Annotated in this window: 23 protein-coding genes and 1 pseudogene; 10 read left to right on the plus strand and 14 right to left on the minus strand. The window is 71.6% G+C overall.

Annotated elements, in window-relative coordinates:
• Positions 1 to 7 precede the first annotated feature (7 nt).
• On the minus strand, positions 8 to 874 hold the full coding sequence (locus tag E2170_RS02825) for an SPFH domain-containing protein (RefSeq protein ID WP_132999127.1): 867 nt from the start codon (positions 872 to 874) through the stop codon (positions 8 to 10).
• Between the two features lie 167 nt (positions 875 to 1,041).
• On the opposite strand from E2170_RS02825, the gene E2170_RS02830 reads away from it, so the two are divergent.
• Complete coding sequence (locus E2170_RS02830; protein ID WP_132999128.1) at positions 1,042 to 1,476, plus strand: hypothetical protein; 435 nt, start codon at positions 1,042 to 1,044, stop codon at positions 1,474 to 1,476.
• Positions 1,477 to 1,498: 22 nt separating this feature from the next.
• Here E2170_RS02830 and E2170_RS02835 read toward each other — a convergent pair whose 3' ends face one another.
• Positions 1,499 to 2,728 (minus strand): endonuclease/exonuclease/phosphatase family protein, encoded by a 1,230-nt coding sequence (locus tag E2170_RS02835; RefSeq protein WP_132999129.1) that lies wholly within the window; start codon positions 2,726 to 2,728, stop codon positions 1,499 to 1,501.
• Between the two features lie 8 nt (positions 2,729 to 2,736).
• Positions 2,737 to 3,459, minus strand: a complete 723-nt coding sequence (locus tag E2170_RS02840) for an arginyltransferase (RefSeq protein ID WP_132999130.1) — start codon at positions 3,457 to 3,459, stop codon at positions 2,737 to 2,739.
• Positions 3,460 to 3,641: 182 nt separating this feature from the next.
• Here E2170_RS02840 and E2170_RS02845 point away from each other — a divergent pair, with 182 nt between their 5' ends.
• Positions 3,642 to 4,310, plus strand: a complete 669-nt coding sequence (locus E2170_RS02845) for an EF-hand domain-containing protein (RefSeq protein WP_165942137.1) — start codon at positions 3,642 to 3,644, stop codon at positions 4,308 to 4,310.
• Between the two features lie 90 nt (positions 4,311 to 4,400).
• On the opposite strand, the gene E2170_RS02850 is transcribed toward E2170_RS02845, so the two are convergent.
• From E2170_RS02850 to E2170_RS02865, 4 genes are all read right to left on the minus strand, one after another.
• Positions 4,401 to 5,534: an RNA polymerase sigma factor gene (locus E2170_RS02850; RefSeq protein ID WP_132999132.1), complete on the minus strand. Its 1,134-nt coding sequence runs from the start codon at positions 5,532 to 5,534 to the stop codon at positions 4,401 to 4,403.
• Positions 5,535 to 5,639: 105 nt separating this feature from the next.
• Entirely contained in the window at positions 5,640 to 6,488 is an 849-nt protein-coding gene (locus E2170_RS02855; RefSeq protein WP_132999133.1) for a putative signal transducing protein, read from the minus strand.
• Between the two features lie 4 nt (positions 6,489 to 6,492).
• Positions 6,493 to 7,398 (minus strand): acyl-CoA thioesterase II, encoded by a 906-nt coding sequence (tesB, locus tag E2170_RS02860; RefSeq protein WP_132999134.1) that lies wholly within the window; start codon positions 7,396 to 7,398, stop codon positions 6,493 to 6,495.
• Between the two features lie 66 nt (positions 7,399 to 7,464).
• Positions 7,465 to 8,025, minus strand: a complete 561-nt coding sequence (locus E2170_RS02865; protein ID WP_132999135.1) for an N-acetylmuramoyl-L-alanine amidase — start codon at positions 8,023 to 8,025, stop codon at positions 7,465 to 7,467.
• 66 nt (positions 8,026 to 8,091) lie between these two features.
• On the opposite strand from E2170_RS02865, the gene E2170_RS02870 reads away from it, so the two are divergent.
• The 3 genes from E2170_RS02870 (at position 8,092) to E2170_RS02880 (ending at position 11,752) form a co-directional block, all read left to right on the plus strand.
• Positions 8,092 to 8,628, plus strand: a complete 537-nt coding sequence (locus tag E2170_RS02870) for an alpha/beta hydrolase (protein ID WP_132999136.1) — start codon at positions 8,092 to 8,094, stop codon at positions 8,626 to 8,628.
• Positions 8,625 to 10,781: a bifunctional 23S rRNA (guanine(2069)-N(7))-methyltransferase RlmK/23S rRNA (guanine(2445)-N(2))-methyltransferase RlmL gene (gene rlmKL / locus E2170_RS02875; RefSeq protein ID WP_132999137.1), complete on the plus strand. Its 2,157-nt coding sequence runs from the start codon at positions 8,625 to 8,627 to the stop codon at positions 10,779 to 10,781. The genes E2170_RS02870 and rlmKL overlap by 4 nt, the downstream gene beginning before the upstream one ends.
• Before the next feature lie 98 nt (positions 10,782 to 10,879).
• On the plus strand, positions 10,880 to 11,752 hold the full coding sequence (locus tag E2170_RS02880; protein WP_132999138.1) for a pirin family protein: 873 nt from the start codon (positions 10,880 to 10,882) through the stop codon (positions 11,750 to 11,752).
• Positions 11,753 to 11,773: 21 nt separating this feature from the next.
• On the opposite strand, the gene E2170_RS02885 is transcribed toward E2170_RS02880, so the two are convergent.
• The 3 genes from E2170_RS02885 to E2170_RS02895 all read right to left on the minus strand — a co-directional run bounded on the left by E2170_RS02885 (position 11,774) and on the right by E2170_RS02895 (position 14,095).
• Positions 11,774 to 12,220, minus strand: a complete 447-nt coding sequence (locus E2170_RS02885) for a hypothetical protein (protein ID WP_132999139.1) — start codon at positions 12,218 to 12,220, stop codon at positions 11,774 to 11,776.
• Between the two features lie 127 nt (positions 12,221 to 12,347).
• Entirely contained in the window at positions 12,348 to 13,070 is a 723-nt protein-coding gene (gene murU, locus E2170_RS02890; RefSeq protein ID WP_132999140.1) for an N-acetylmuramate alpha-1-phosphate uridylyltransferase MurU, read from the minus strand.
• Complete coding sequence (locus E2170_RS02895) at positions 13,067 to 14,095, minus strand: aminoglycoside phosphotransferase family protein (RefSeq protein WP_132999141.1); 1,029 nt, start codon at positions 14,093 to 14,095, stop codon at positions 13,067 to 13,069. Before E2170_RS02895 ends, murU begins: the two co-directional genes overlap by 4 nt.
• An 81-nt stretch (positions 14,096 to 14,176) precedes the next feature.
• Between E2170_RS02895 and E2170_RS02900 the strand changes: the two genes are divergently transcribed.
• The 3 genes and pseudogenes from E2170_RS02900 (at position 14,177) to cysC (ending at position 18,320) form a co-directional block, all read left to right on the plus strand.
• The gene (locus E2170_RS02900) at positions 14,177 to 15,580 is read left to right on the plus strand and encodes a mannose-1-phosphate guanylyltransferase/mannose-6-phosphate isomerase (protein ID WP_132999142.1); all 1,404 of its coding nucleotides are present in this window, start codon (positions 14,177 to 14,179) and stop codon (positions 15,578 to 15,580) included.
• Positions 15,577 to 16,428, plus strand: a pseudogene (cysD, locus tag E2170_RS02905) (sulfate adenylyltransferase subunit CysD); the annotation flags it as partial. The gene E2170_RS02900 and the pseudogene cysD, both read left to right, overlap by 4 nt.
• Positions 16,332 to 18,320, plus strand: a complete 1,989-nt coding sequence (gene cysC / locus E2170_RS02910) for an adenylyl-sulfate kinase (RefSeq protein WP_425477837.1) — start codon at positions 16,332 to 16,334, stop codon at positions 18,318 to 18,320. The pseudogene cysD and the gene cysC, both read left to right, overlap by 97 nt.
• A 22-nt stretch (positions 18,321 to 18,342) precedes the next feature.
• Here the strand turns inward: cysC and E2170_RS02915 are convergent, their stop codons facing one another.
• The 3 genes from E2170_RS02915 to E2170_RS02925 all read right to left on the minus strand — a co-directional run bounded on the left by E2170_RS02915 (position 18,343) and on the right by E2170_RS02925 (position 22,615).
• On the minus strand, positions 18,343 to 20,406 hold the full coding sequence (locus E2170_RS02915; RefSeq protein ID WP_132999976.1) for a phosphoglycerol transferase I: 2,064 nt from the start codon (positions 20,404 to 20,406) through the stop codon (positions 18,343 to 18,345).
• A gap of 374 nt (positions 20,407 to 20,780) precedes the next feature.
• On the minus strand, positions 20,781 to 21,056 hold the full coding sequence (locus E2170_RS02920; protein WP_132999145.1) for a GlsB/YeaQ/YmgE family stress response membrane protein: 276 nt from the start codon (positions 21,054 to 21,056) through the stop codon (positions 20,781 to 20,783).
• A gap of 50 nt (positions 21,057 to 21,106) precedes the next feature.
• Positions 21,107 to 22,615, minus strand: coding sequence for a M20 family metallopeptidase (locus E2170_RS02925; protein ID WP_425477820.1), 1,509 nt, complete (start codon positions 22,613 to 22,615; stop codon positions 21,107 to 21,109).
• A gap of 200 nt (positions 22,616 to 22,815) precedes the next feature.
• On the opposite strand from E2170_RS02925, the gene E2170_RS02930 reads away from it, so the two are divergent.
• Together E2170_RS02930 and E2170_RS02935 are read left to right on the plus strand one after the other, a co-directional pair.
• Complete coding sequence (locus tag E2170_RS02930) at positions 22,816 to 23,193, plus strand: ComEA family DNA-binding protein (RefSeq protein WP_132999146.1); 378 nt, start codon at positions 22,816 to 22,818, stop codon at positions 23,191 to 23,193.
• A gap of 147 nt (positions 23,194 to 23,340) precedes the next feature.
• Complete coding sequence (locus E2170_RS02935) at positions 23,341 to 23,952, plus strand: HutD/Ves family protein (RefSeq protein WP_132999147.1); 612 nt, start codon at positions 23,341 to 23,343, stop codon at positions 23,950 to 23,952.
• On the opposite strand, the gene E2170_RS02940 is transcribed toward E2170_RS02935, so the two are convergent.
• Positions 23,946 to 25,574: a sulfite reductase subunit alpha gene (locus E2170_RS02940; RefSeq protein ID WP_132999978.1), complete on the minus strand. Its 1,629-nt coding sequence runs from the start codon at positions 25,572 to 25,574 to the stop codon at positions 23,946 to 23,948. The genes E2170_RS02935 and E2170_RS02940 overlap by 7 nt on opposite strands.
• Positions 25,575 to 25,598: the final 24 nt, after the last annotated feature.

Consider the following 25,598-nt stretch of genomic DNA (forward strand, 5'->3'; position numbering starts at 1 on the left):
CGCGCCATCAGTACAGCGAGCCGGAGTTGACCACCGGCTGCGCGCCGCGGTCGCTGCACAGCACCACCAGCAGGTTGCTGACCATCGAGGCCTTGCGCTCCTCGTCGAGGGTGACCACGCCGCTCTTCTCGAGTTCGGCGAGCGCCATCTCGACCATGCCGCAGGCGCCGGCGACGATCCGCGCGCGCGCCGCGACCACCGCATTGGCCTGCTGCCGCTGCAGCATTGCCTGGGCGATCTCGGGCGAATAGGCAAGGTGGCTGATGCGCGCCTCGAGCACGTCGACGCCGGCCGAGCCCAGGCGCTCGTCGAGGTGCCGCTTCAGCTCGTCGGAGATCTCGACCGGATGGCTGCGCAGCGACATCTGCCCGTCCTCGTGCTGGTCGTAGGGATAGCTGGTGGCCATGCCGCGCAGCGCCGCCTCGGACTGGATGTGGACGAAGCTCTCGTAGTCGTCGACGTTGAACACCGCTTCGGCCGAATCGACCACTTTCCACACGATCACCGCCGCGATCTCGATCGGGCTGCCGTCGAGCTCGTTGACCTTGAGCTTGCCGCTCTCGAAGTTGCGGATGCGCAGGCTGACCTTGCGCTTGGTCAGGAAGGGGTTGTTCCAGCGCAGGCCGTTGTCGTGGACGGTGCCGACGTACTTGCCGAACAGGCTCAGCACCGCCGACTGGTTGGGCTCGACCATGTACAGGCCGGCGAGGCAGAACAGCGCGATGCCGGTGACGATGATCGAGGCGGCGAGCTGCAGGCCGGCCCCCCCCGAGGTCAGCGCCTGGAAGAAGAACCAGCCGCCGGCGAGCGCGACCGCAAGCAGGACGAGCAGCATCGGGATACCGGGAAGCGAGCGGACGGGGTTTTCCTTCATGGCGGTCTCCGGGAGGCCAGCGGTGTGTGGGTGAATGCCGATAGTGATATCTAAATGATATCAATCTGTCAATGTGGGGCGCTTGCCAGTGCCTCCCGGCCAAGCGACGGTCTCTCATCCCCGACCTGCGAAGATGTCGGCCTTGATTCCCTTGGAGCCGACCATCGATGAAAGGCCGCGACGGCTATGCAGTGTTCTTCTTCCCGCAGGCGATCGAAGCCCTGGGGGATGCGATCAAGCCCTACATCCAGGACAGCCCGGTGGTCGGGCCGCACGTGCCCTGCGACGAGGTCGACACGGGGGGCGCGCTGATCGAGCTGACGATGAAGGGCCGCATGCCCACCGGCGAAGACGTGACCCTGGAGCTGATGGTGCCGACGTCGATGGTGCGGATGATCGTGTCGCGGCAGAGCGGCGGGATGTTCGGCTTCGGGCCGCGCAGCTACGAGGCGGCGGCGCCCAGCGTGATCCTGCCCGCGATCGGCGCCTCGGCGCCGGCGGCCGGCGAACCCGCGCAGGCGGTGCCCGACAGCGAAGCGACGGAGTCGCCCGCCGTCGACGCCGAGCCCCCTGGCGACACGGCAGGCAAGCCCGCGCCCTGACCCGGCCGCGCGGAACATCTCCTCAGTCGGTCAGGTCCACCCACACCAGGCGGTGGTCCGTCCCCGTCACGATCCGGGCACCGTCCGTACCCGGCGGGGGCCAGAACACCCCGGCATCGCGCAGGCGGAAGCCGGTCGAGGGCAGGGCATAGTCCAGGCGCAGCGGGCCCACGCGCGGGCCGAAGTCGCCGGTCGCATGGGCCACGCTGCCCTTGCGGCCGGGCCGGTCGGCGCCTTCGGCGTGCGCCGCGCCCTCGCTGCGCGGCGTCGCCATGCGCAGCACGCGCGGGTGTTCGAGCAGCTCGATGATGGCCTCGTGGCGGCCATCGCCGTCGGCGGGGTCGTTGTTGAGGTCGCCCAGGATCACGAAGCGCGCGCCTTCGGCCAGTCCGCCGCAGCGGCCGGCGTCGTCGCACAGCCAGGGGCGCTCGCCCGGAGTGATGTACTCGCGCCACAGCCGGATCTCGTCGTGGTTGCGCGCGCCGTTGCGGTCCTCGGGGCCGTCGAACACCGGCGGCGTCGGGTGCGAGGCCAGTATGTGCACGGTGCCCAGCGGCGTGCGCACCGGCACGTCCCAGTGCGATTTCGAGGACAGGCGCAGCTGCGACCAGACCGCTTCGTCGTGCCAGTGCGCGCCAGTATCGGGATCGACCGGGCGTGCGGCATCGGGCAGCGCGCGCCATGGCAGCAGCTGGAACGTGCGCGCGGCACCGGCGTCGATCGGGTGCATCGACAGCAGCAGCATCCCGTACTGCCCCGGGTGCAGGCCGAAGCCCCAGCTGTCGTCGCCGCGCTCGCGTGCGCCGGCGGCGTCCTCGCCCGGCACCGGCGCCGTCGCGCCGATGCGCCCGTTGCGGTCGAGGTCCAGGCCGCTGGCCACGCCGGTGTTCACCGGCGCGAAGTAGCGGTGCGGATAGCGCAGCGCTTCGCCGCCGCCGGGCTGGGGCACTTCCAGGTAGTCGCGCTGGAAGGCGTCCGCGGCGCGGCCGGAGGCGTCGAAGTCGAATTCGTTGACGAGCACCACGTCCGGGCGCACCCGCTGCAGCACCGCGGCGACCTTGCGCGCGTCGTCGTCGCCGGCCTCGAGCCGGCGCAGCAGGCCGCCGGCCTCGTTGGAGTACAGCGAGGCGTTGTAGGTCGCCACGCGCAGGGTCGTTGACTGGCTCATGGACGGGTCGGGATCCCGGTGGACGTCGCCGCGCGCGCAGCCGGCAAGCAGGGCGCAGCAGAGCAGGAGGAAGGCGGGGCGCATGCTCGTTTTCATGCGGCACCGTCGCGGGGCAGCGGCCGCCATGCCTGGCCGTCGAAATGTTCCAGCGGCTGGAACCTGCGCTTGTAGTCCATCTTCATGTGTCCCTGGATCCAGTAGCCGAGGTAGAGGTGGCGACGCCCGCTGCGCCGGGCCCAGTCGATCTGCTGCAGGATCGCCAGCGTGCCCAGGCCGCGCGGGGCCTGGTCGGGATCGTAGAAGGTGTAGACCGCCGACAGCGCATCATCCACCAGATCGGTGACAGCCACCGCCAGCAGGCGCCCGTCGGCGCGAAGCTCGAGGAAGCGGCCCTGCGACCAGCTGCCGACCAGGAACTGCGCGAACTCGGCCTTGCCGTGGTCGTCCATGCCGCCGCCCGGGTGGCGGTGGACAAGGTAGCGGCGATAGAGCTCGAAGCGCTCGCTGTCCTCGCCCGCGGGCAGGATGCGCGTCTGCACGTCGGCGTTGCGCACCAGGCAACGGCGCTGGCTACGGTCGGGCGTGAACGCATCCACGGGAATGCGCACCGGCACGCAGGCGCGGCAGCCGTGGCAGTGCGGACGGTAGACGAGGTCGCCGGAGCGGCGGAAGCCGCGCGACAGCGCGCGCTCGTAGAACTCGGCCAGCCGCGGGTCGCCGGGATCGAGCACGAGGTCGCGCGCGGTGCGCTCCGGCCAGTAGCCACAGGGATGCCCGGCGGTGTGGAACAGGCGCAGCGGAGCGGGCTCAGCCATGGCGGGCCCTCGGTCGCGATGCATGGGCGGCGCAGTGCATGGCCGCAGGATACTGCGCCGCGTCGCAGCGGCCGCGAACCGGCTGGAAACTGAACGCTTCGGACTGCAGGTCAACCGCGGCCCCGGGCCGTGCGTTGACCGATGCACCTGCAGCAATGCTGCTGCCAGCAAAGGAGTCACGCATGAAGCGTCATGCCCTGTTCTTCGCCACCGCCATCGCCGTGGCTTCCCTTGGTACCGCCGGCCTGGCGGTGGCCCAGTCCGCACCCGCCGCCAAGGCGGATGCTTCCACCCAGGCCGCGCGTGCCGACGCCGGTGGCGAACGCGCGAAGCGCCACGGCCGGGGCCACTTCGGCCACCGCGGCCACGCCATGCACGGTGGCATCGAGCGCATGGACACCGACGGCGACGGCCGCGTCAGCCGCGCCGAGTTCGATGCCGCCAGGACCGCGCGAGACGAGGCTCGTGAAGCCCGCATCGCAAAGCGTGCGGAAGCCGGCGTCGACAGGCCGCAGCGCGCCGATCGCGGCGAGCGTCCCGTCCGCGAGGGCAAGCCGGCCGGCCCGCGCATGGGCTTCGATTTCGACGCCATCGACGCCAACAAGGACGGCTACATCGTCCGCAGCGAGGTCGCCGTGCACCAGGAGCGCATGCGCACGCAGATGCGCGAGGCGGGCGAGAAGCGCTTCGCCGAGGCCTTCGCCGCCGCCGACCTCAACAAGGACGGCAAGCTGAGCCGGGTCGAGGTCGACGAGAAGATGCCGCGCCTGTCCAAGCGCTTCGCGTGGATGGACGACAACCGCGACGGCTTCCTCAGCCGCGCTGAACTCGAGGCCGGCAAGCGCCGCTGAGCGCAGCGGCCACGATGATGGGGTGGCGCCGGTCGGACCGGCGCCGGGGCCCGCGCTTCACGGCGCGGGCCCTTTTTCGTGGCGCAGACCTCAGCCCTTGAGGTACAGCAGCACCAGGCCGCCGATGATCGCCAGGTTGCTGATCGCCACGCCGCTGGGCCCGAAGGTCAGCCGGTACAGCAGCTGGCGCATGCGCGCGCCCTCGGGGTTGCGCATGGCGTCGCGGCGCAGCAGCGGCTGCATGGTGCGCGCCAGCGGCCCGAGCAGCTGGTAGTTGAGGATCGCGATCGCCGCCAGCGCCAGAGCATAGGTCGGCACCAGGCTGTCGAACACGAAGGCCGCGGCCAGGGTCAGGCCCACCGCCAGCAGCGAGGTCCAGATGTAGGTGTGGTAGACGCGCAGGATGTCGGCGCGCTCGGACTCGTTGTCGGCATAGGCGACAAGCATCTTGCGGCACAGCCAGGCGGTCACCAGGCCGGCGAGCAGGCCGCCGCCCAGCGCGCCGGCGGTGCCCAGCACGCCCTTGCCGAACACGCTGCCGAGCACGCTGCCACCGACCTTGGCGAAGCCGGCCGCGGCCGCCGGGCGGCTGAAGCCGAGCATCGCGGTGACGCCGATGGCGAAGGCCGTGCCCGGCGCGGTGGCACGGGCGAAGTCGCTGAAGCGGGTGAGCAGGTCCTCGCGCAGGCACTTGCGCGCGCGGGAGAGGCGCTTGCGCACGGCGGCATCGGACAGGCCGAGCAGTTCGGCCACCTGGCGCGAGTTCTGGCCTTCGCGGTAGTACAGCAGCAGCACTTCGCGGCTTTCTTCGGGCAGCTCCGAGATCAGCTCGGCGGCCATGCGCTCGCGCTCGGCGTCGAGCAGCTGCTCCTCGGGCAGCAGCGAGGGATCGGCGGCGTGGCTGATCGCGATCTCCGCGACTTCGCCCCCGACTGCGCGGTTGCGGTGCCGGCGCAGGTGGTCGTAGGCGAGGTTGCGGGTGATCTGGCGCAGCCAGGGCAGGAAGCTCGACGGGTTCTGCAGGCGCCTGAGGTTTTGCCAGGCGGAGAGGAAGGCCTCCTGGGCGATGTCCTCGCTGGCCGTCGGGTCGCGGGTGATGGCCAGGGCGACCGCGGTCACCGTGTTCTGGCTGGCGACGATGATGCGGGTATAGGCCTGCTCGCAGCCGCCGGCGGCGGCCGGGAGTTCGCGGTGGATCAGGGCGTCGATGGCGCAGCTGGACATGGGCGGCTCGCGGTGGCGGCGCAGGGCAGGCGCCATCCTATCCAGACGCGGTGGCGCGGGGAATGTGACCAGTGGCACCGGGCCTGCGCCGGAGGGCGCCCGGCGTCAGTCCGTGGCGTCGAGCCGCCAGTCGCGGCCTTCGCGGCGAGCGGCCACCTCGCGCGCGTCCGCGTCGCCGACGGCCAGCTGCACGGTGCCGCTGCCCGAGCCGTCGGTGGTCCAGGCCGCCACCGACAGGGCCAGCGCCCCCTCGGGGCAGGCCGAGGCCGGGGCCACGTCCAGGCCTTCGGCGGCCAGCGCCTGCAGCAGGGCGGGATTCGGGTCGGCGCCGTCGATGGCGAGGCAGCCGCGGCGGGTGCCGGCCGCGGCCAGTTCGTCGCGAAGCAGGGTCGCCGCCAGCGCCGGCGGCGTGGCGACCACGAAGGCTTCGGTCGGCAGGCTCGCGACTTCGGGCATGCCGGGCAGGGGCGCTGCGGCTGCCGTGTCGCGGGGTGCCGCGGTCTGCGTCGTGGATGCTGCGCCGGCCAGCCCCTGGGCCTCGCCACCGTCGCGGTGGGCGGCGCGCCAGGCAAGCATCACCAGCGCCGCCATCACGCCCACGGCCAGCAGCATGCCGTAGCGGAAGCGGCCGCCACCGCGGGCGGCGAGCAGGCCGCGGTCGCCGCCGGCCAGGGTCGCGGGCGGCGGCAGGAAGCTCTCCCCACGGATCGGCGCATCGCGCAGCAGGCCGGCCTCGCGCAGGATCCGGCGGGCCTCCGGCTGCTGGTCGGCGCGGATCACCCACACCGCCGGGCGCGGCGCGCCGCCGCCGTCGTCGCGGTAGCTGAAATTGCCGCGGATCGCGCCGCGGTAGGAGCGACCGTTGCTGATGCGGATCTCGATGCCGGCCTCTTCGAGCATCCGGGCGACCGCTTCGACGTTCTCGATGCGGGGGCTGGAAAACAGCTGGCGCACGGCGTCAGTCCTTGGCCGGGACTTGCCCGGTCGCGCCGGCGCCGACGACGCGGATCATGCCTTCCTGCGCGGTGCTCGCCACCAGGCGGCCGCTGCGGTCGTAGATCATGCCGCGCGCCAGCCCGCGCGAGCCCTGCGCGCTGGGGCTGTCGATGGAGTAGAGCAGCCAGTCGTCGGCGCGGAAGGGGCGGTGGAACCACAGCGCGTGGTCGAGCGAGGCCATCTGCACGTTCGGCTGGTAGTAGCTGATGCCATGCGGGAAGGTGGCGGTGCCCAGCAGGTGGAAGTCGGAGGCATAGGCCAGCAGCGCGCGGTGCAGCTCGGGCGCGTCGCCGACCTTCTCCGCCAGCCGGAACCAGACCTGCTGGTAGGGCGGGCGCTTGGGCGGGTTGAGCTCGTCGCGCGGGTAGACGTGGCGGAATTCGAAGGGACCGCTGCGGTCGAGCCAGCGCTGGATCTTGGTCGGCAGCGTGGCCAGGACCTTGTCCGGGATCGCGGACGCCGGCTCGACGTCCTCCGGCCGCGGCACCTCCGGCATCGACAGCTGGTGCTCGGCGCTGTCCTCGGCATCCTGGAAGGAGGCCGCGCAGAAGAAGATCACCTTGCCGTGCTGGATCGCGGTCACCCGGCGCACCGAGAAGCTGCCGCCGTCACGGGTGCGGTCGACGTCGTAGACGATGGGGTGCTCGATGTCGCCCGCGCGCAGGAAGTAGGCATGCAGCGAATGCGCCGCGCGCGGCTGCGCCAGGGTCGCCTGCGCCGCACTGAGCGCCTGGCCCAGCACCTGGCCGCCGAAGACGTATTTGGTGCCGATGTCGCGGCTCTGGCCGCGGAACAGGTTGTCCTCGAGGCGCTCGAGCGTGAGCAGTTCGAGGAGTTCGGAAGCGGGGGCGGGGGCGTGGTCGGGCATCGGCGGATTATAGGCGCCCGGCCCTGTACGGACCGTCGGCGTCGGCCGCCCCGGCGACGGCTGGGGCTAGGGTTGCGCCGACGCGGGCAGGCGCTGGAGCGTCGTGCCGGCCAGGATCCGCGACCACGGGAACATCGGGCCGGGATCGCGCTTGCGGTGCACCTGGACGGTCGCGTCGTCGCTGGCCGGCACCTGGTCCGTGTCCAGGTCCTCGTGGCCGGCGATCCAGCGCAGGGCCGGCAGCTCCCGCCGCAGGGCCTCCAGCAGGCCGGCGAGCGCCTCGACCTGGGCGTCGGGGTAGGGCTCGTCCATCGCCTGGCGGCGCGAATCCAGCCAGTCGGGCCAGCGGCCGGAGTTGACCAGTTCGATGCCCACCGAGCGCGGGTTGTAGCCGCGGACGTGGTGGGCGACGCGCGCCGGATCGACCCAGCGCTCGACGCGGCCGTCGCGGTCGAGATACCAGTGGCCGCTGTTGCCGGTGCCGCTGGCGGGATACAGCACGCGCTCGCCGTATTCGCGCGCGGTGGCGAGGTCGGGCAGCTCGGTGCAGTGGATGACCACCAGGTCGACCTGCGACAGCGGCCGCGGCTCCAGCAGGCGTTCGTAGGGCAGGGGGTCGATGCGCACGTCGCGGCCGGGGCAGGGGTCGGCCGCGATGCTAGCATTCAGGGTTCCCCCGGTACCGGCGACACCATGAGCCTTCGCGGCCACTGCATCCTGTCCCACGGCTTCGAGAGCGGCCCCGACGCGACCAAGGTCACGGCGCTGGCCGAGGTCGCCGAACGCCTGGGCTGGAGCCACGAGCGCCCCGACTACACTGCTTTCGACGCGAAGCTGGACATGGGCAGGCACGGCGACGTCGCCGGACGGCTGGCGCAGCTGCAGGCACTGGCTGCCGCGCGCGCGGCCGAGGGCCCGCTGGTGCTCGCGGGCTCCAGCCTGGGCGCCTGGATCTCCGGGCGGATGTCGCTGCAGGTGCAGGTGCGCGCGCTGTTCCTGATGGCGCCGCCGATCAACCGCGGCGGCGAATACCCGCTGGAGGCCGCCGACATACCGACCGCGATCATCCACGGCTGGGACGACGAGCTGATCCCGGCCGCCGACGTGGTCGCCTGGGCCGCGCCGCGCCGCGACCGCGTGCTGCTGGTCGACGACGGACACCGCCTGTCCGGCCACGTCGAAGCCTCCGCCGCGATGTTCGCGGAGCTGCTGGCCTCGCTCGCGCCGTGAAGTTCTTCGCGAGCTGCGGCAAGGGCCTGGAATACCTGTTGGCCGACGAGCTGGTCGCGCTGGGCTGTGCGCGCGCCACCGCCACGGTGGCCGGCGTCAACGTCGAAGGCGAACTGGCGGACGCGCAGCGCGCGGTCATGTGGTCGCGCCTGGCCAGCCGCGTGCTGTGGCCGTTGGCCGAGTTCTACTGCGACAGCGAGGACGCGCTCTACCGCAACGTCGCCGCGCTGCCCTGGGCCACCCACCTTGCGCCCGGGCGCACGCTTTCGGTCGATGCCCGCGTTGCCGGCGATGCCATCACCCACGCGCGCTACGCCGCGCAGCGCGTGAAGGACGCCGTGGTCGACACCCTGCGCACGGAGACCGGCGCGCGGCCCGACGTCGACCTCGAGTCGCCGGACCTGCGCCTCAACCTGGTCGTGCGCAAGGGCCGCGCCGTGCTGTCCGTCGACCTTGGCGGCGGCTCGCTGCACCGCCGCGGCTGGCGCCGGGCGCAGGGCGACGCGCCGCTGAAGGAGACCCTGGCCGCGGCCGTGCTGCTGCGTGGCCACTGGCCGCAGGTCCACGCCGAGGGCGGGGCGCTGCTCGACCCGATGTGCGGCAGCGGCACCCTGCTGATCGAAGGCGCGGCGATGGCGGCCGATGTCGCGCCCGGCCTGCTGCGCCACGGCGCGGCCCCGCCGTCGCGCTGGAGCGGGTTCGACCTGACGGCCTGGGATGCGCTGCGCGCCGAGGCGCTCGCGCGCGAGAAGGCTGGCCGCGAGGCCCTGCGCCCGGTGTTCTTCGGCAGCGACATCGATCCCGCGGCCCTGCGCGCGGCGCGGGGGAATGCGGAAGCGGCGGGCTTCGCCGATGTGATCGAGTTCGACGAACGCCAGGTCGCGGCGCTGCGGCCGATGCAGCAGGTGCGCGGCCTGGTCGCCAGCAACCCGCCCTACGACGCCCGCCTGTCCGCCGACGCCCAGCTTTACCGTGGCCTGGGCGACGCGCTGAAGCGCATCGCGCCGTACTGGCGGGCCAGCCTGCTCTGCGGCAGCGTCGAGCTCGCGCGCGCCACCGGGCTGCGCCCGCAGAAGGTCTACCAGGTGTTCAACGGTGCGCTGGAATGTGCGCTGCTGGTCGCCGATCCGGTGCAGCCGCCGCTGCGCGAGGACGCCGGCCCGCGCCCGCTCACGCCCGGCGCGCAGATGCTGGCCAACCGCCTGCGCAAGAACCTGCGCGCGTCCAAGTCCTGGCGCGTTCGCGAGGACGTGTCCTGTTTCCGTGCCTATGATGCCGACCTGCCCGAGTACGCGGTGGCGATCGACGTCTACACCGAGGCCGACGATCCGGATGCGAGCTGGCTGCACGTGCAGGAATACGCCGCGCCCGCCGACATCCCCGACGCCGACGTCCGCCGCCGCTTCGGCGAGGTGCTGGCAGCCGCGCGCGAGGTGTTCGGGGTGCCACGCGAGCGCATCGCCACCAAGGTCCGCGCGCGGGGCAAGGGTGGCAGCAAGTACGCGGCGCCGGGCGCGGAGCGCGGCGCCGACCCCATCGTGGTGCGCGAGGGCGCCGCGCGCCTGCGCGTGAACCTGTTCGACTACCTCGACACCGGCCTGTTCCTCGACCACCGTCCGCTGCGCGCGCGCCTGCAGCGCGAGGCGCGCGGCAAGCGCTTCCTCAACCTGTTCTGCTACACCGGCGCGGCCACCGTGCATGCCGCCGTGGGTGGCGCCGCCAGTACCACCAGCGTCGACCTGTCGGCGACCTACCTGCAGTGGGCCGCGGACAACCTCCGCGGCAACCGCATCGACGGCCAGCCCATCGGCGGCAGCGCCCACCGCATGGTCCAGGCCGACGCGGTCGCCTGGCTGGAGGCCGAGGCGGGCGAGTACGACCTGGTGTTCTGCGACCCGCCGACCTTCTCCAATTCGGCCCGCGCCGACGACTTCGACATGCAGCGCCAGCACGTGCGCCTGCTGCAGGCCGCGGTGGCGCGGCTGGCGCCTGGCGGCGTGCTGTATTTCTCCAACAACTACCGCCGCTTCCGGCTCGATGAAGCCGCAGTGGCGGCGTTCGCCCGCTGCGAGGACATCACCGCTGAGACCATCCCGCCGGACTTCGCCCGCAACCCGCGGATCCACCGCGCCTGGCGCCTGCAGCGCCTCTAGGGGCGGCCGCGGGCAGGGGATCGCAGCGTTGCAGCGGCGGCGCTTCCTTGGCGCGGTGGCGGCACCATGATGTGGGCAGTCCCCAGGAGAAAGCCGCAATGACCACCCGTCCGTTCGACTCCGCCCGCGTCGTGCGCAAGCTGCGCGGCCGTGCCGCGTCCGATGGCGCCGGCGTGAAGCTCACGCGCGTCATCGGCGGCCCCGACCTGCCCGACCTCGACCCGTTCCTGCTGCTCGACGAGTTCGGCACCGACCGCGCCGAGGACTATCTCGCCGGCTTCCCGGACCACCCGCACCGCGGCTTCGAGACCGTCACCTACATGCTCGACGGGCGCATGCGCCACCGCGACAACCACGGCAACGAGGGCCTGCTGGTCCCCGGCAGCGTGCAGTGGATGACCGCCGGCCGCGGCCTGGTGCATTCGGAGATGCCCGAGCAGGAGGAAGGCCGCATGCGCGGCTTCCAGCTGTGGGTGAACCTGCCGGCGAAGGACAAGATGAGCGCGCCGCGCTACCAGGAATTCGCGCCCGACCGGATCCCGCTGGGCCGCCCGGCCGACGGCGTCGAGGTGCGGGTGGTGGCCGGCGAGGTCGCATCCGGCGACGGCGGCCGCGTGCGTGGTCCGATCGACCAGCCGGCCACCTCGCCGCTGTACCTCGACATCACGCTGGCCCCGGGCGTGGCCTGGGAGCACGCGTTGCCGGAAGGCCACAACGCCTTCGCCTATGCCTTCGAGGGCGATGCTGTGCTGGGCAGCGGCGAGGACGCACGTGCCCTGTCCAGCCAGGAACTGGCCATCCTCGGCGGCGGCGACATGCTCCGCATCGAGGCCGGCGCGGCCGGTGCGCGCCTGCTGCTGGTGGCCGGCCGCCCGCTGCGCGAGCCTGTGGTTCGCCACGGCCCCTTCGTGATGAACACGAAGCAGGAAATCATGCAGGCCTTCGTCGATTTCCAGGAAGGCCGCTTCTGAGGCCGGGCGCCGCCGCCCGGCTCAGTTGATCGAGACGCGCACGTCGTCGAAGCGCAGTGCCTCGGCCAGCGACATCGCCTGCGACATGTCCTGCTCGTTGGTCGCGCGCGCCGAGATGTGCGCGACGTGCCTGGAGTCGAGTTCGACCAGGGTCTCGCGCACCTCGATGCCGACGCTGCCCGAGAGCTCGCTGCGGTACCACCAGTTCTGGTCGCCGTCGATCCGGGCTTCCTGGATGCGGTTGGCGCGTCGCGGCTTGAACGGCGCGTCGCCAGTGATCATCACCGCCAGCACCTGGTGGCCGTCGCTGTCGCGGATGGCCTTGCAGAACGTGTAGCCGTTGCCTTCGAGCCGCTCCCACGCCGTGCCGCTGTTGGCCGGCAGCGTCGGGCAACTGCCCGTCGACTGGGCATGGGCATGGCCCGCCATGAGCAGGATGGCCGAAGCCAGCAGAGTCTTGGTTTTCATCGTGTCCCCCTGGGTAGCGCCTGAGCATGCGCCCCGTGTCCCTGAGAGTGTCTTGTGCGGCGCGACAAAATCCGTGATGAAGTTCACGTTTTTCGGGGCGAAAGTGAGGTTTTCCGCCATTTTCGGCTCAGGCGGCCCCGCCGTGCCCGGCGTCGCGCAGTTCCGCGTCGAGCGTCGCCAGCCGCGCCGGCGTGCCGACATCGGTCCAGCGGCCGCGGTGGTGTTCGCCGGTCACCCGCGCGCGTGGCATCGCCGCGCGCAGCAGCGGCGCCAGCTTGAAGCGTGGCGGGGTTTCGCCGCTGCCGGGCGCGTCGCCGACCACCTCACGCCAGCCATCGAACAGCGACGGCCGGTACACGCCGATGCCGGCGAAAGTAAGGCGCTCGGCGCCCTGGCTGGCGACGCTGCCGTCCGCGCCGAGCGCGAAGTCGCCGCCGCGGTTGTGCTCCGGACTGTCGACCAGCACCAGGTGCGCGTCGCCCTCCGGCGAGGCCGGCAGCCGCGCGAAGTCGAAGTCGGTCCAGACGTCGCCGTTGACCGCGATGAAGGGGGCCTCGCCGAGGAGGCGCAGCGCCTGCCACATGCCGCCGCCGGTCTCCAGCGGCGTCGGTCCTTCGTACGAATAGTGGATGCGCAGGCCCCAGCGGGCTCCGTCGCCGAGTGCCGGCGGGAACCGGTCGGCCAGCCACGAGGTGTTGAGCACGACCTCGCGCACGCCGGTCGCCGCCAGCTTCTCCAGGTGCCAGGCCACCAGCGGCTTGCCGCCCACCGCAAGCAGCGGCTTGGGCGTGGTGTCCGTCAGCGGGCGCATGCGCTCGCCGAGCCCGGCGGCGAGGATCAGCGCCTTCACGTCGCCTCGCCCGGCCGTTCGCCGGCGGCGGCCAGGGCCGGGCGCACATGGCGGTCGAGCACGCCGGCCAGTGGCGCCAGCTCCGGGTGCCGCGGCAGCGCCTCGTCGAGATAGGCCAGGAAGCGCGGCGCATCGGCGATGTACTTCGGCTTGCCGTCGCGGTGCTTCAGCCGCGCGAAGATGCCGAGCACCTTCAGGTGGCGCTGGATACCGATCAGGCGGGCGTCGTGCAGGAATCGCTCTGGCGCGGCGGGCACCGGCACGCCGGCGTCGAGCGCGCGGGCGTGGTAGCGCAGCAGCCAGGCCTCCACGCGTTCCGCCGGCCAGCTGAGGAAGGCGTCCTTGAACAGGCTGGTCGGGTCGTAGGCCACCGGACCCAGCACCGCATCCTGGAAGTCCAGCACGGCCAGGCCATCGGATGCCGGCATCAGGTTGCGCGGCATGAAGTCGCGGTGCACCAGTACGCGCGGCTGGGTCAACGCGCTGTCGATGAGGACGCGGTAGACGAGATCCAGCGCTTCGAGGTCGCCACAGCCGGGCTCCACGCCGAGGTGGCGGCCGAGGAACCATTCGTCGAACAGGCGCAGCTCGCGTGCGAGCAGGGCCTCGTCGTAGCGCGGCAGGTCTCCGGGCGCGGGGATGGCCTGGATGCGCAGCAGCTGGTCGATGGCGGCATCGAAATGCGCATCGGCGTTGCCGGCGTCGATCACGTGGAGCAGGGTGTCCGCGCCCAGGTCCTCCAGCAGCAGGAAGCCGCGTTCAACGTCGCGCGCCAGCACTTGCGGCACGCGCACGCCGCCGCCCTCCAGCAGGTCGCGCATACGCAGCCAGGGGCGGACGTCCTCCAGATCGGGCGGGGAGTCCATCACCACCAGGCTGTCGCCGCCGGTGCCGCTGGCGCGCCAGTAGCTGCGGAAGCCGGCGTCCGCCGAGGCGCGCTCGAGCGTGAGGCCGGGGATGCCTGCGGCGGTGCGGGCCCAGTCCAGGCGTTCGGCCGGACGGGTGTCGTGAATGGCTGTGGTCATGCGGTCTCCGGGCCGACGGGGCGGCGTCGCGCACAGGGTAAACTCCGCGCTTCCCCCACGACAGCGCAGGCCTATCGCACCATGACCCAGCTGCTACCCGTGCTCCTGTCCGGCGGTTCCGGTACCCGCCTGTGGCCGCTGTCGCGCGAGGCCTATCCCAAGCAGTTCCTGGCCTTGTCGGGCGGGCACACCATGCTGCAGGACACCTGGCTGCGGGTCGCGCCGCTCGCCTCGCTGGCGCCGGTCGTGGTCGCCAACGAAGAGCACCGGTTCCTGGCCGGCGAGCAGCTGCGCCAGGTCGGCGTGGACGGCGCAGCGATCGTCCTCGAGCCCGTGGGCCGCAACACCGCGCCGGCGATCGCCGCGGCCGCCCTGCAGGCGGGCGCCGACGGCAGCGACCCGCTGCTGCTGGTGCTGCCGTCCGACCACGTGGTGCGCGACGCGGCCGCCTTCCAGGCGGCCGTGCGCGAGGCGATGCCGTCCGCCGAGGCCGGCGCCCTGGTCACCTTCGGCATCGTGCCCGAAGCACCGGAAACCGGCTTCGGCTACATCCAGGCCGGTGCCGGCGAAGGCGTGCGCCAGGTGCTGCGTTTCGTGGAGAAGCCCGATGCCGCCACCGCGCAGCAATACCTCGACGCCGGCGGCTACTACTGGAACAGCGGCATGTTCCTGTTCCGGGCCTCGCGCTACCTGGAAGAGCTGGGCCGCTTCCGCCCCGACATGCTCGACGCTGTGCGCAAGGCCTTCGACGGCGCCGCGCGTGACGGCGACTTCGTGCGCCTGGACCGCGACGCGTTCGCCGCTTCGCCTTCGGATTCGATCGACTACGCGGTGATGGAGAAGACCGACCGCGCCATGGTCCTGCCGGTGGACATCGGCTGGAACGACGTCGGCTCCTGGTCGGCGCTGTGGGCGGTGAGCGAACAGGACGCCGACGGCAACGCCCACAACGGCGACGTCGTCACCATCGACAGCCGCGGCAGCTACGTCTGGTCGCGGCGCATGGTGGCCCTGGTCGGCGTCGACGACCTGGTGGTGGTCGAGACCGACGACGCCGTGCTGGTCGCCAGCAAGGACCGCGTGCAGCAGGTCAAGGACGTGGTGGCGAAACTGAAGGCCGACGACCGCAGCCACGCCGTGCTCCATCGCGAGGTGCACCGCCCCTGGGGCAGTTACGACTCCATCGACCAGGACGAGGGCTTCCAGGTCAAGCGCATCAAGGTCAAGCCGGGCGGGCGCCTGTCGCTGCAGTCCCACAAGTGTCGCGCGGAACACTGGATCGTCGTCCGCGGCACCGCGCGCGTGACCCGCGACAACGACGTCTTCGAACTGCATGCCAACCAGTCGACCTACATCCCGCTGGGTGCGAAGCACCGGCTGGAGAACCCCGGCGCCGAGGTGCTGGAACTGATCGAAGTGCAGTCCGGCGACTACCTCGGCGAGGACGACATCGTCCGCTACGAGGACGTCTACGGCCGCTCATGATCGACAGGGACGCCATCGACCGCCAGCTCGACCGCCTGGAGGCGGAAAGCCTGCACATCCTGCGCGAGGTCGCGGGCCAGTGCCGGCGGCCGGTGATGCTGTATTCGATCGGCAAGGACAGCTCGGTGCTGCTGCACCTGCTGCTGAAGGCCTTCGCGCCCGCACGCCCGACGATTCCGCTGCTGCACGTCGACACCACCTGGAAGTTCCGCGAGATGATCGCCTTCCGCGACCGCCGCGCCGAGGAGACCGGGGTGGAGCTGCGGGTACATGTGAATCCCGACGGCGTGCGCGAGGGCATCGGCCCGCAGAGCCACGGCGCCAGCCGCCACACCGAGGTGATGAAGACCCTGGCGCTGAAGCAGGCGCTGGACGCCGGCGGCTTCGACGCCGCGATCGGTGGCGCCCGCCGCGACGAGGAGAAATCGCGCGCCAAGGAGCGGGTGTTCTCCTTCCGCGACGGCAACCACCGCTGGGACCCGCGCCGGCAGCGGCCGGAGCTGTGGAACCTGTACAACGCGCGCGTCAATCCGGGCGAGAGCACGCGCGTGTTCCCGCTGTCGAACTGGACCGAACTCGATGTGTGGCGCTACATCCGCCGCGAAGGCATTCCCGTGGTGCCGCTGTACTTCGCCGCCGAACGCCCGGTGGTCGAGCGCGACGGCACCCTGGTGATGGTCGACGACGATCGTTTCCAGCTGAGTCCGGGCGAGTCGCCGCAGATGCGTCGCGTGCGCTTCCGCACGCTGGGCTGCTATCCGCTGACCGGCGCGGTCGAGTCCGATGCCGCAGACCTCGACGCGATCATCGCCGAGATGGAGGCGGGTACGCAGTCCGAACGCGCCGGCCGCCTGATCGACCACGCCGAGGGCGATTCGATGGAGAAGAAGAAGCGCGAGGGCTATTTCTGATGGCGCGCGACTTCCTGCGCATCGTCGCCTGCGGCAGCGTCGACGATGGCAAGAGCACCCTGATCGGCCGTCTGCTGGCGGACGCCGGGCGCGTGCCCGACGACGAGCGCGCGGCACTGGCGAAGGCCAGCGCCGTGCACGGCACCCGCGGCGGCGATATCGACTACGCCCTGCTGCTCGACGGCCTCGAGGCCGAGCGCGAGCAGGGCATCACCATCGACGTCGCCTGGCGACACCTGGAGACACCGCGACGCCGCTTCCTGATCGCGGACTGCCCCGGGCATGTGCAGTACACCCGCAACATGGCGACCGGCGCCTCGGTCGCGGACCTGGCCATCGTCCTGGTCGATGCCACCCGCGGGCTGCTGCCGCAGACGTTTCGCCACACCGCCATCGCCTCGATGTTCGGCGTGCGCCACGTGCTGCTGGCGGTGAACAAGATGGACCGCGTGGATCACGACCAGGCGACGTTCGACGGCGTCGCCGGCGCATATCGCGAGCATGCCGCGAAGCTCGGCATCGCCGACGTCACCGTGATCCCGCTCGCCGCGGCCAGCGGAGCCAACGTCACCGCTGCCTCGGAGGACATGCCCTGGTACACCGGGCCGACCGTCCTGCAGCATCTCGAATCGGTGCAGGTCGAAGCACGCGGCATCGGGCTGCCGGCGCGCCTGCCCGTGCAGCTGGTGCAACGCGACGGCGGCGGCGGCCGCTGGCTGGCCGGCACCCTGGCCTCGGGCACGCTGCGTAAGGGCGAGGCGATGCGCGTCGAGCCCCACGGCGTGGACGCGACGGTCGCCGCCCTGCGGCGGGCGGGTATCGAGGCCGACACCGCGCAGGCGGGCGACGCGGTCTCGGTGCGCCTGGCCGAGGACGTGGATGCCGCCCGCGGCGACGTGCTGGCTGCCGCCGACGCACCCTTGGCCGCCACCGACCAGTTCGTCGCCGACCTGCTCTGGTTCGACGAGGCCGCGCTGCTCCCGGGCCGCCGCTACCGCCTGCAGTCCGGCACCCGCGAGGTTGGCGCGCGCGTGGGCGATATCAAGCACCTGCTCGATCCCGAAACCCTGCAGCCGCTGGCCGCCAAGCGCCTGCAGGCCAACGACATCGGCGAGGTCGCGATCGCGCTCGACGCGCCGATCCCGTTCGCGCCCCACGCCGAAGAGCCGGCGATGGGCAGCTTCATCCTGGTCGACATGCTCACTCGCGCCACCGTTGGCGCCGGCATGGTCCGCCACGGCCTGCGCCGCGCCGACAACCTCCACTGGCAGGCGCTGGACGTGGACCGCGGCGTGCGCGCCGCGCTCAAGGGTCAGCGCCCGCGCTGCGTGTGGTTCACCGGTCTCTCGGGCGCCGGCAAATCGACCATCGCCAACCTGGTCGAGCGCGGCCTGGTCGCGCGCGGTTGCCACACCTACCTGCTCGACGGCGACAACGTCCGCCACGGCCTCAACCGCGACCTCGGCTTCACCGACGAGGACCGGGTGGAGAACCTGCGCCGCATCGCCCACGTCGCGCGGCTGATGACCGACGCCGGCCTGATCGTGCTGGTGAGCTTCATCTCGCCGTTCCGCGCCGAGCGCGCCTCGGCGCGCGCGCTGTTCGAACAGGGCGATTTCATCGAGGTCTTCGTCGACACCCCGCTGGCCGAGGCCGAGCGCCGCGACGTGAAGGGCCTCTACGCCAAGGCCCGGCGCGGCGAGCTGCCGAACTTCACCGGCATCGACTCGCCCTACGAGCCGCCGGAAGCGCCGGAACTGGTGCTCGACACGATGTCCGCGAGCCCGCAGGTGCTCGCGGAGCAGGTCATCGCCCGACTGCTCGACTAGGCGTGGCGGCCTGGGGCGGGGTTCAGGACCGGACCTCGCCCGGCGCCGGCACGAGCGCGATGCGTTCGACCTCGATCACTTCGGTGTGGTCCAGCCATACCCGGATCACCAGGTCTTCCGCGGCCGAATCCAGCCGGAGCGGCAGGCCGACGTGGCCGCCGCGGCCGCGTGGTTCGACCTGGACCCATTCGCGGGCGCGGATGACCTTGCCATCGTCGGAGACCGCTTCCAGCCAGAAGGCACTGCCCGGCGGGCTGCGGGTGCGCAGCTGCAGTTCGTACTCGCCGGCGGCCACCGGCCGGCGCTCCAGATTCAGCGGCCGACGCGGACGCGGGCGCTCGTCGGCGACCGTCTCCAGCGGCGCATCGACCTGGATCCCCTGCTGCAGCTGCCAGTCCGGGTAAAGGGTCAGGCCGTTGCCGCGGTCCACCACCACCGCGCACCACTCGCCGCTGGAGGGATCGTCCAGGAACGCGGTGCAGCGGTCGACGTAGGCCAAGATGTTGTCCGGGTCGCTGTCGTTGAACTGGCGCGGCGCATCCTCCAGCACGATCGACTTGATGTTCCAGCCGGTGTCGTACTCCAGCATCACCGGCGGGCGGATCCGCTGCAGGCCGGCCACCACCTGGTCGTCCTCGATCCGCAGCGTGCGGGTCTCGGTACCGGTCCACAGCTGGCGGGCGAAGCCCAGGTACAGCGGATAGCGCTCGCCGTCGTCGGTGAGCGCGGCGATGCTCGCGCTGGGCTTCGGTGCCGGTGACAGCAGCGAGCGGCCGAAGCCGAGTTTCTCCAGCTTCGGCTCGAGCAGTTGCAGCAGGGTCGCGCCCGAATCCAGGGTGCTCCCGGTGCTTGCCAGTTGCCGCGGGGGCAGGCCGGTGCCCAGGAACAGCAGCAGGTTCTCGCGCTCCAGCCCGGCCAGCACGTGGCTGAGGTCGTTGGGCATGGCCAGGTGGTCGGATGCCAGCACGATCAGGGTGTCGTCGGCGTAGTCGCTCTGGCGGATCCTGTCGATCAGCCCGGTAATCAGCCGGTCGGTGCAGGCCAGCGCGTTCAGCAGGCCGATGTCGCCGTGCCGGCTTTCGTAGCGGACATCGCGGCAGGCTACGGGGAGGTGCCCGGCGGGATGGTGGGTATCCATGGTCAGTGCGGTCAGCATGAACGGCTGGCCGGCGGCGGACAGCCGCAGGAAGTCGTCGAACACGTCGTCCAGCAGGACGTCGTCGTGCACGCCCCAGTTGGAGAAATGCTTGCGCGCGACCCCGCTGGCGCGGAAGTGGCGCTGGTCCTTGACCGCGTCGAAGCCATGGCTGGCGAGGAACTTGTCCTTGGCGGCGAACGCGGAATCCGCGCCGCCGCTGAAATGCAGCGCATACCCCTGCTGCTTGAGGTAGTCGCTCAGGCAGTGTGCGCCTGGCAGGAACGTGTCCATCCGCCCCATGCTGTTCTCGTCGCCGCGGGCGGTGGTCAGCGGTACGCCGCACAGCGACGCCACCATGCCCGCGATGGTCCAGCCGCTGCCGGCGGGCGAGGCGATGCCGCGGAAGTCCAGGGCTTCGCCGGCCAGGCGTGACAGGTTCGGCATCAACCCCGGAAAAGCTTCCGCATCCAGATAGGTCCGTTCCAGGCTTTCGCCGTAGATCCAGACGATGTTCTTTCGCTCGCGCAGGGGATGGGCGGGCACCACGTATTCGGAGGCGACACGGGTGGGGTCGACTGGCCGCGAATCGCGGTAAAGGCGCAGTGTGTCGTTGGCCAGCGGATTGCCCAGCGCGGCGATGGCGAAGACCGTCGCGAAGACCGCGATTGTGCTCCTGCCGCGCCACCGCAGTGGAGGCTGCGCCAGGCGCATCCGCAACAGCGGCAGGAGCGACAGCAGCAACAGCGCGACCAGCCCCAGGATCGGCCGGGCAAAGTCACCGATGCCGGCGCCTTCGACGCCGCTGGCGAGGTGGTAGATCGTCGCGGCATTGATGCCGTCGCCGCTGAGCTGGTCGACGAACCACCACAGGCTCAGGGCCAGCAGCAGCGCGCTGAGCAGTGCCGCTTGCGGCCGCGCGCGGCCGGGGGAGGCCAGCAGCAGCACCATCAGGAGAAGCAGGCAGGCGGCCAGCAGCCAGGCCGGCAGCGTCACGCTTCGTCACTCCGGCCGCGCGCGTTCGGCAGTGGGGAGTGGGCATCGACAACAGTGGATCCCGCTCGGTACGTCATGCCGGAAGCCGCCTTCGTTCACGAAAGCTCGACAGGCTGCCAGCCGTTTCCTGAATGGAATGTGGTTTGCGGCGGCGGAGTTCGCGGTTCAACCGGAGGGTGGAGGCATGGCCACGCGATAGACATGCCAGGACGGGAATCCTTCATCCAGGGTGGGCAGTGCAGCCTTTCCCGAAGCGCTCGTCCCCGGATCTGGGCGAAGAACCAAAAAAAGCCGGGAAAACCCGGCTTTTTCATTGGTGGGGCCCGGACTCAGCGCCGCCTGCGCTTGCCGTTGATCGCTTCCGCGATGAACAGGATCACGATCGCGCCGACCAGCGAGGCGATGAAGCCGACCTTCTCGCCTTCCGCGTACCAGCCCAGCAGGCGCCCGATCCAGCCGGCGAACAGCGCGCCCACGATGCCGAGCACCACGGTGAGGATGATGCCGATGTCCTGCTTGCCGGGCTTGATCAGGCGCGCGAGCACGCCGACCACGAAGCCCACCAGGATGATCCAGAGCCAGCTGCCGCCGAATACACCTTCCATGACGCCCCCTCTTGCGTGGATGATCCGCCGAGCTTAGCAGGGGCCGGACTTCAGCAGCAGCCGTGGTCGCCGTGGCGGGTGCCGCTGTCTGCGGCCACCGCGGAGCCCGTGGTCTCGCCGCGGCTGCTGGCGGCCTGGTGGGCGGCGATCACCTGGGCCACGCAGGACGTGACGCGCTTGCCCATCTCGATGTGCAGGAACTCGTTGGGGCCGTGGGCGTTGGAATGCGGGCCGAGCACGCCGGTGATCATGAACTGCGCACCGGGGAACTTCTCGCCGAGCATGCCCATGAACGGGATCGAGCCGCCTTCGCCCATGTACATCGCCGGGCGCTTGAAGAAGGCCTGGCTGGCGGCATCGACCGCGCTCTCCAGCCACGGTGCCATCGCCGGGGCGTTCCAGCCGCTGGAGGCCTTCTCCAGTTCCAGCGTGACCTGCGCGCCGTTCGGCGGGTCGCGCAGCAGTGCTTCCTGCAGCAGCTCGCCGGCGCGCTTGCCGTCGAGCGTGGGCGGCAGGCGCAGCGACAGCTTCACCGCGGTGTGCGGGCGCAGCACGTTGCCAGCCGATTCCAGCTGCGGCATGCCGCCGATGCCGGTCACCGACAGCGCCGGGCGCCAGGTGCGATTGAGCACCAGTTCGGTGAGCTCGTCGCTCATCGGGGTCATGCCCGGCAGGAAGGGGAACTTGTCGAACACGGCCGTATCCAGCACCTCGGCGCACTTCTTCGCCTGGTCCAGGCGTTCGGCGGGGATGTCGACGTGCAGGCCGTCGAGCAGGATGCGGCCGGTGTCCTCGTCCTCGATGCGCGACAGCAGCTGGCGCAGCAGGCGGAAGCTCGACGGCACCACGCCGGAGGCGTCGCCCGAATGCACGCCTTCCTCCAGCACCTTCACGGTGAAGTTGCCACCGGCCAGGCCGCGCAGCGAGGTGGTGCACCACAGCTGGTCGTAGTTGCCGCAGCCCGAGTCCAGGCACACCACCAGCGACGGCTGGCCAATGCGGTCGGCGAGGTGGTCGACGTAGGCGGGCAGGTCGTAGCTGCCGGATTCCTCGCAGGCCTCGATCAGCACCACGCAGCGCGCGTGCGGCAGTTTCTGCTCCTGCAGCGCCATGATCGCGGCCAGCGAGCCGTAGATCGCGTAGCCGTCGTCGGCGCCGCCGCGGCCGTAGAGTTTGCCGTCGCGCAGCACCGGCTTCCAGGGGCCGAGGTCGTCGTCCCAGCCGGTCATTTCAGGCTGCTTGTCGAGGTGGCCGTAGAGCAGCACGCAGTCGTCGCCGTTGCCGCCATTGGCGGCCGGGATGTCGATGAAGATCAGCGGCGTGCGGCCTTCCAGGCGCACCACCTCCAGCTGCATCCCGGGGATCGGCTGCTTGCGGGCCCAGCCTTCCATCAGCCTGACCGCGTCCTCCATATAGCCGTGCTCGACCCAGTCGGCATCGAACATCGGCGACTTGTTGGGGATGCGGATGTATTCCACCAGCTGCGGGACGATTTCGTCGTCCCACTTCGACGACACGAACCGCTCTGCGCGGGTGGGATCGATCAAGCTGGTGTCCATGGCGGAACCCCTGTGTTCGGCTGTGAACCCTTGATTCTACGCCTCTCGCGTCAGGGTTTCCGGACGCGGGCACGCGCAGCGCGCCGGGGCGCGGACGGGTGGCATGGCGATGCCGGTGCCTGGCGGCTGCGGTCGAGACTGGCCCTGCCGGTGCCAGGACGGCCCGGCTGCAACGGCATCCACAACGCAAGGAGAGCGTCATGATTCCCCTGAAATCCGTGCTTGCAACCGTGCTCGCGTCGCTGCTTTTCGCTGGCAGCGCCTTCGCCAGCGAGAAGGTCAACATCAACACCGCCGACGCCGCCGCCATCGAGCGCACGCTGGTCAACATCGGCATGTCCAAGGCCGAGGCGATCGTCGCCTACCGCCAGGCCAACGGTGCCTTCAAGAGCGCCGACGAGCTGGTCAACGTCAAGGGCGTGGGCCTTAAGACGGTGGAGCGCAATCGTGATCGCATCGTGGTCGGTGCTGCCGCGCCCGCCAGGCCTGCAGCCGCCGCGAAAAAGCCGGCCGCAAGCGCGCCGGCCGCGGCAAAGCCCGCTGCGGCGAAGCCTGCTGCCGCCGCCGGGAGGCCCTGAGCCCGCCCGTCACGCCCTGGCGCATGGATGCGCCAGGGAGGGCGGCGGCCATCGCTCCCGAAGCGATTGGCATCCGGCCACCGTCGCGGCCAGCCGGGGCGCAGGGACGCGCCCCGGTCGCCGCTTCCCCGGCGCTAGACTGCGGGCATGTCCATCACCGCGGCCAGCGTCCGACACCTTCCGGCCAACGGCTACCGCCGCCTGCGCTGGCGCAATGGCCTTGGCTGGACGCGCGAGATCCATGCCGCATCGGTCTCCGACGACGGTGGCGACGACTGGGACTGGCGGCTGTCGATCGCCGAGATCGAGGCCGATGGGCCGTATTCGGCCTTTCCCGGCGTCGAGCGGGAGCAGGTCCTGCTGTCGGGCGAAGGCCTGGTGCTGGATTTCGGCCAGGGCGGCGAGCGCCTGCTGGAGCCACCGCACGGGCGGCAGCGCTTCGGCGGTGGCGATGCGCTGCTGGCGCGCCTTCACGCCGGCCGGGTCGAGGTGTTCAACCTGATGTGGCGTCCGGCGAAGGTGGCGGCGCAGCTGTGGCACCGGCCGCTGGTGGATTCGATGCTGCTGTTCGTCGATCCCGGCAGCACCTGGGCGGTGCACGTGATGGCAGGCCAGGCGATGCTTGATGGTGGCCGCGTGCTGCCGCTGCTGGAGAGGGGCGACAGCGCCCTGCTCGAGGCCCGCGAGGGCCGTGAACGGCACCTGCTGGAAGGCAGCGGCGACCTTCTGCTGGTGCGCGTGGAGCCGGTGGCTCAGTAGACGTCGCGGCGGTAGTGGCCGGCGGCCAGCAGTTCGTCCACGCGCTCGCCGCCGAGGATGTCCCGCAACGCGGCGTCCACGCCCGGTGCCATGCCCTGCAGGCTGCCGCAGACCAGGATCGCGGCGCCGTCGTCGACCCACTGCCGCAGGCGCGCGGACTCGGCGCGCAGCGCGTCCTGGACGTAGCCGCGGTGCACGGCTGCGCGTCCGCCACCCGTCGCGGCCGTGGGCAGGCCAGTGCCCTCGGGGTCACGGGAAAAGGCCAGGTCCAGGCGCGCCAGTCCGCCCGCGTCGAGCCACTGCAGGAGGTCTTCGCGCTGGTGGAAATCGCGGCTGGCGTGGCGCTCGCCAAACAGCAGCCAGTTGCGGTGGCGGCCCGCGGCGATGCGTTCGGCCAGGTGCGCGCGCAGCCCGGCGACGCCGGTGCCGTTGCCGACCAGCACCAGCGGTGCGTCGGCGGCGGGCGCATGGAAGCCGGGGTTGGTGCGGATGCGCAGGTCGATCCTGCCGCCCTGCGGGGCGTGGTCGCACAGCCAGCCGCTGCCGATGCCGGGGCTGCCGTCGGGGCGCAGCATGCGCCGCAGCAGCAGGCGCAGGCTGCCTTCGCCGGGCACCGAGGCGATCGAGTATTCGCGTGCAGGCAGCGGCTGGAGGCGTCCTGCCAGCGCCCGGGCGTCGAGGCCGTCGACTTCGTCGGCGGCGGGGAGGTGGGAGCGCGAGAGCAGGTCGCGCAGGGTCGCGGGTGCATCGCCGGCGTCCACGCGGGCTTCGGGATCGAGTCCGGTCGCGGCGAGGAGGGCATCGACCGCGTCCGGCGCCTGGCGCGGCCCGATTTCGGCGATGTCGCCGGCATGCCAGTGCGCGCCACCTTCCGCCGGTGGCGACATGCGGACCTCGTACACCGCGCCGCCGGCGCTGCCGGGATTGAGTTCGCGGCGGCCGGCCAGCGTCCAGGCGGCGTACGCGGCGGGCGCCCAGTCGGGCAGTTCCGGCGCGCCGGCGACCACGCCCAGGTGGTGCTGCCAGTGGCGCAGCGCGGCCGGGTCGCCGTTGTCGACCTCGACGAGGTCGAACAGCGGGCTGGCGCCGGCGCCGCGCAGCCATTGGTCGAGCGCGTGGCCGAAGGCGCAGTAGTGGCGGTAGCTGCGGTCGCCGAGCGCGAGCACGGCGTAGCGCAGGTCGGGCAGGGTGGCACCGGCATGCATGGTGTCGCGGATGAAACCGGCGGCTGAGTCGGGGGCGTCGCCTTCGCCGGTGGTGCTGGCGATGAACAGGGCCTGCCGCGCGGCGGCCAGGGTGTCGGCATCCAGCGTCGAGATCGCGCGCAGGCGCGCGCGCCGGCCGGCGGCGCGCAGCGATTCGGCGGTGCGCTGGGCGAATTCGACCGCCTGGCCGGTCTGGCTGGCGTGGACGACGAGCCATTCGTCGGCGTCGGGGATGCCGGCTTCGGCCGCCTCGGCGGCGGCCTGCGCGCGTTCGCCGCGGCGCGCGCGCAGGAGCGTGGCCGCGCTGGCGCCGACATAGGCAATCCCCAGCAGGGCGGCCAGCCAGCCGTGGGCGGTCGTGGGTGCGCCCGGCCACCAGGCTTCGTCGTGCAGTGGCACGAAGGCCAGCGCCGCCATGGCCAGGGCGAGCAGGACGATGCC

It is taken from the genome of Luteimonas arsenica (assembly GCF_004352825.1).
GTDB classification, from domain to species: Bacteria; Pseudomonadota; Gammaproteobacteria; order Xanthomonadales; family Xanthomonadaceae; genus Luteimonas; species Luteimonas arsenica.

Coding starts and splice junctions, on each gene's coding strand:
- E2170_RS02825 (WP_132999127.1), bottom strand. CDS start 874: ATGAAGGAAAACCCCGTCCGCTCGCTTCCCGGTATCCCGATGCTGCTC.
- E2170_RS02830 (WP_132999128.1), top strand. CDS start 1,042: ATGAAAGGCCGCGACGGCTATGCAGTGTTCTTCTTCCCGCAGGCGATC.
- E2170_RS02835 (WP_132999129.1), bottom strand. CDS start 2,728: ATGCGCCCCGCCTTCCTCCTGCTCTGCTGCGCCCTGCTTGCCGGCTGC.
- E2170_RS02840 (WP_132999130.1), bottom strand. CDS start 3,459: ATGGCTGAGCCCGCTCCGCTGCGCCTGTTCCACACCGCCGGGCATCCC.
- E2170_RS02845 (WP_165942137.1), top strand. CDS start 3,642: ATGAAGCGTCATGCCCTGTTCTTCGCCACCGCCATCGCCGTGGCTTCC.
- E2170_RS02850 (WP_132999132.1), bottom strand. CDS start 5,534: ATGTCCAGCTGCGCCATCGACGCCCTGATCCACCGCGAACTCCCGGCC.
- tesB (WP_132999134.1), bottom strand. CDS start 7,398: ATGCCCGACCACGCCCCCGCCCCCGCTTCCGAACTCCTCGAACTGCTC.
- E2170_RS02870 (WP_132999136.1), top strand. CDS start 8,092: ATGAGCCTTCGCGGCCACTGCATCCTGTCCCACGGCTTCGAGAGCGGC.
- E2170_RS02880 (WP_132999138.1), top strand. CDS start 10,880: ATGACCACCCGTCCGTTCGACTCCGCCCGCGTCGTGCGCAAGCTGCGC.
- E2170_RS02885 (WP_132999139.1), bottom strand. CDS start 12,220: ATGAAAACCAAGACTCTGCTGGCTTCGGCCATCCTGCTCATGGCGGGC.
- E2170_RS02895 (WP_132999141.1), bottom strand. CDS start 14,095: ATGACCACAGCCATTCACGACACCCGTCCGGCCGAACGCCTGGACTGG.
- E2170_RS02900 (WP_132999142.1), top strand. CDS start 14,177: ATGACCCAGCTGCTACCCGTGCTCCTGTCCGGCGGTTCCGGTACCCGC.
- E2170_RS02915 (WP_132999976.1), bottom strand. CDS start 20,406: ATGGTGCTGCTGCTGGCCTCCCCCGGCCGCGCGCGGCCGCAAGCGGCA.
- E2170_RS02920 (WP_132999145.1), bottom strand. CDS start 21,056: ATGGAAGGTGTATTCGGCGGCAGCTGGCTCTGGATCATCCTGGTGGGC.
- E2170_RS02925 (WP_425477820.1), bottom strand. CDS start 22,615: ATGGACACCAGCTTGATCGATCCCACCCGCGCAGAGCGGTTCGTGTCG.
- E2170_RS02930 (WP_132999146.1), top strand. CDS start 22,816: ATGATTCCCCTGAAATCCGTGCTTGCAACCGTGCTCGCGTCGCTGCTT.
- E2170_RS02935 (WP_132999147.1), top strand. CDS start 23,341: ATGTCCATCACCGCGGCCAGCGTCCGACACCTTCCGGCCAACGGCTAC.
- E2170_RS02940 (WP_132999978.1), bottom strand. CDS start 25,574: ATGGCGGCGCTGGCCTTCGTGCCACTGCACGACGAAGCCTGGTGGCCG.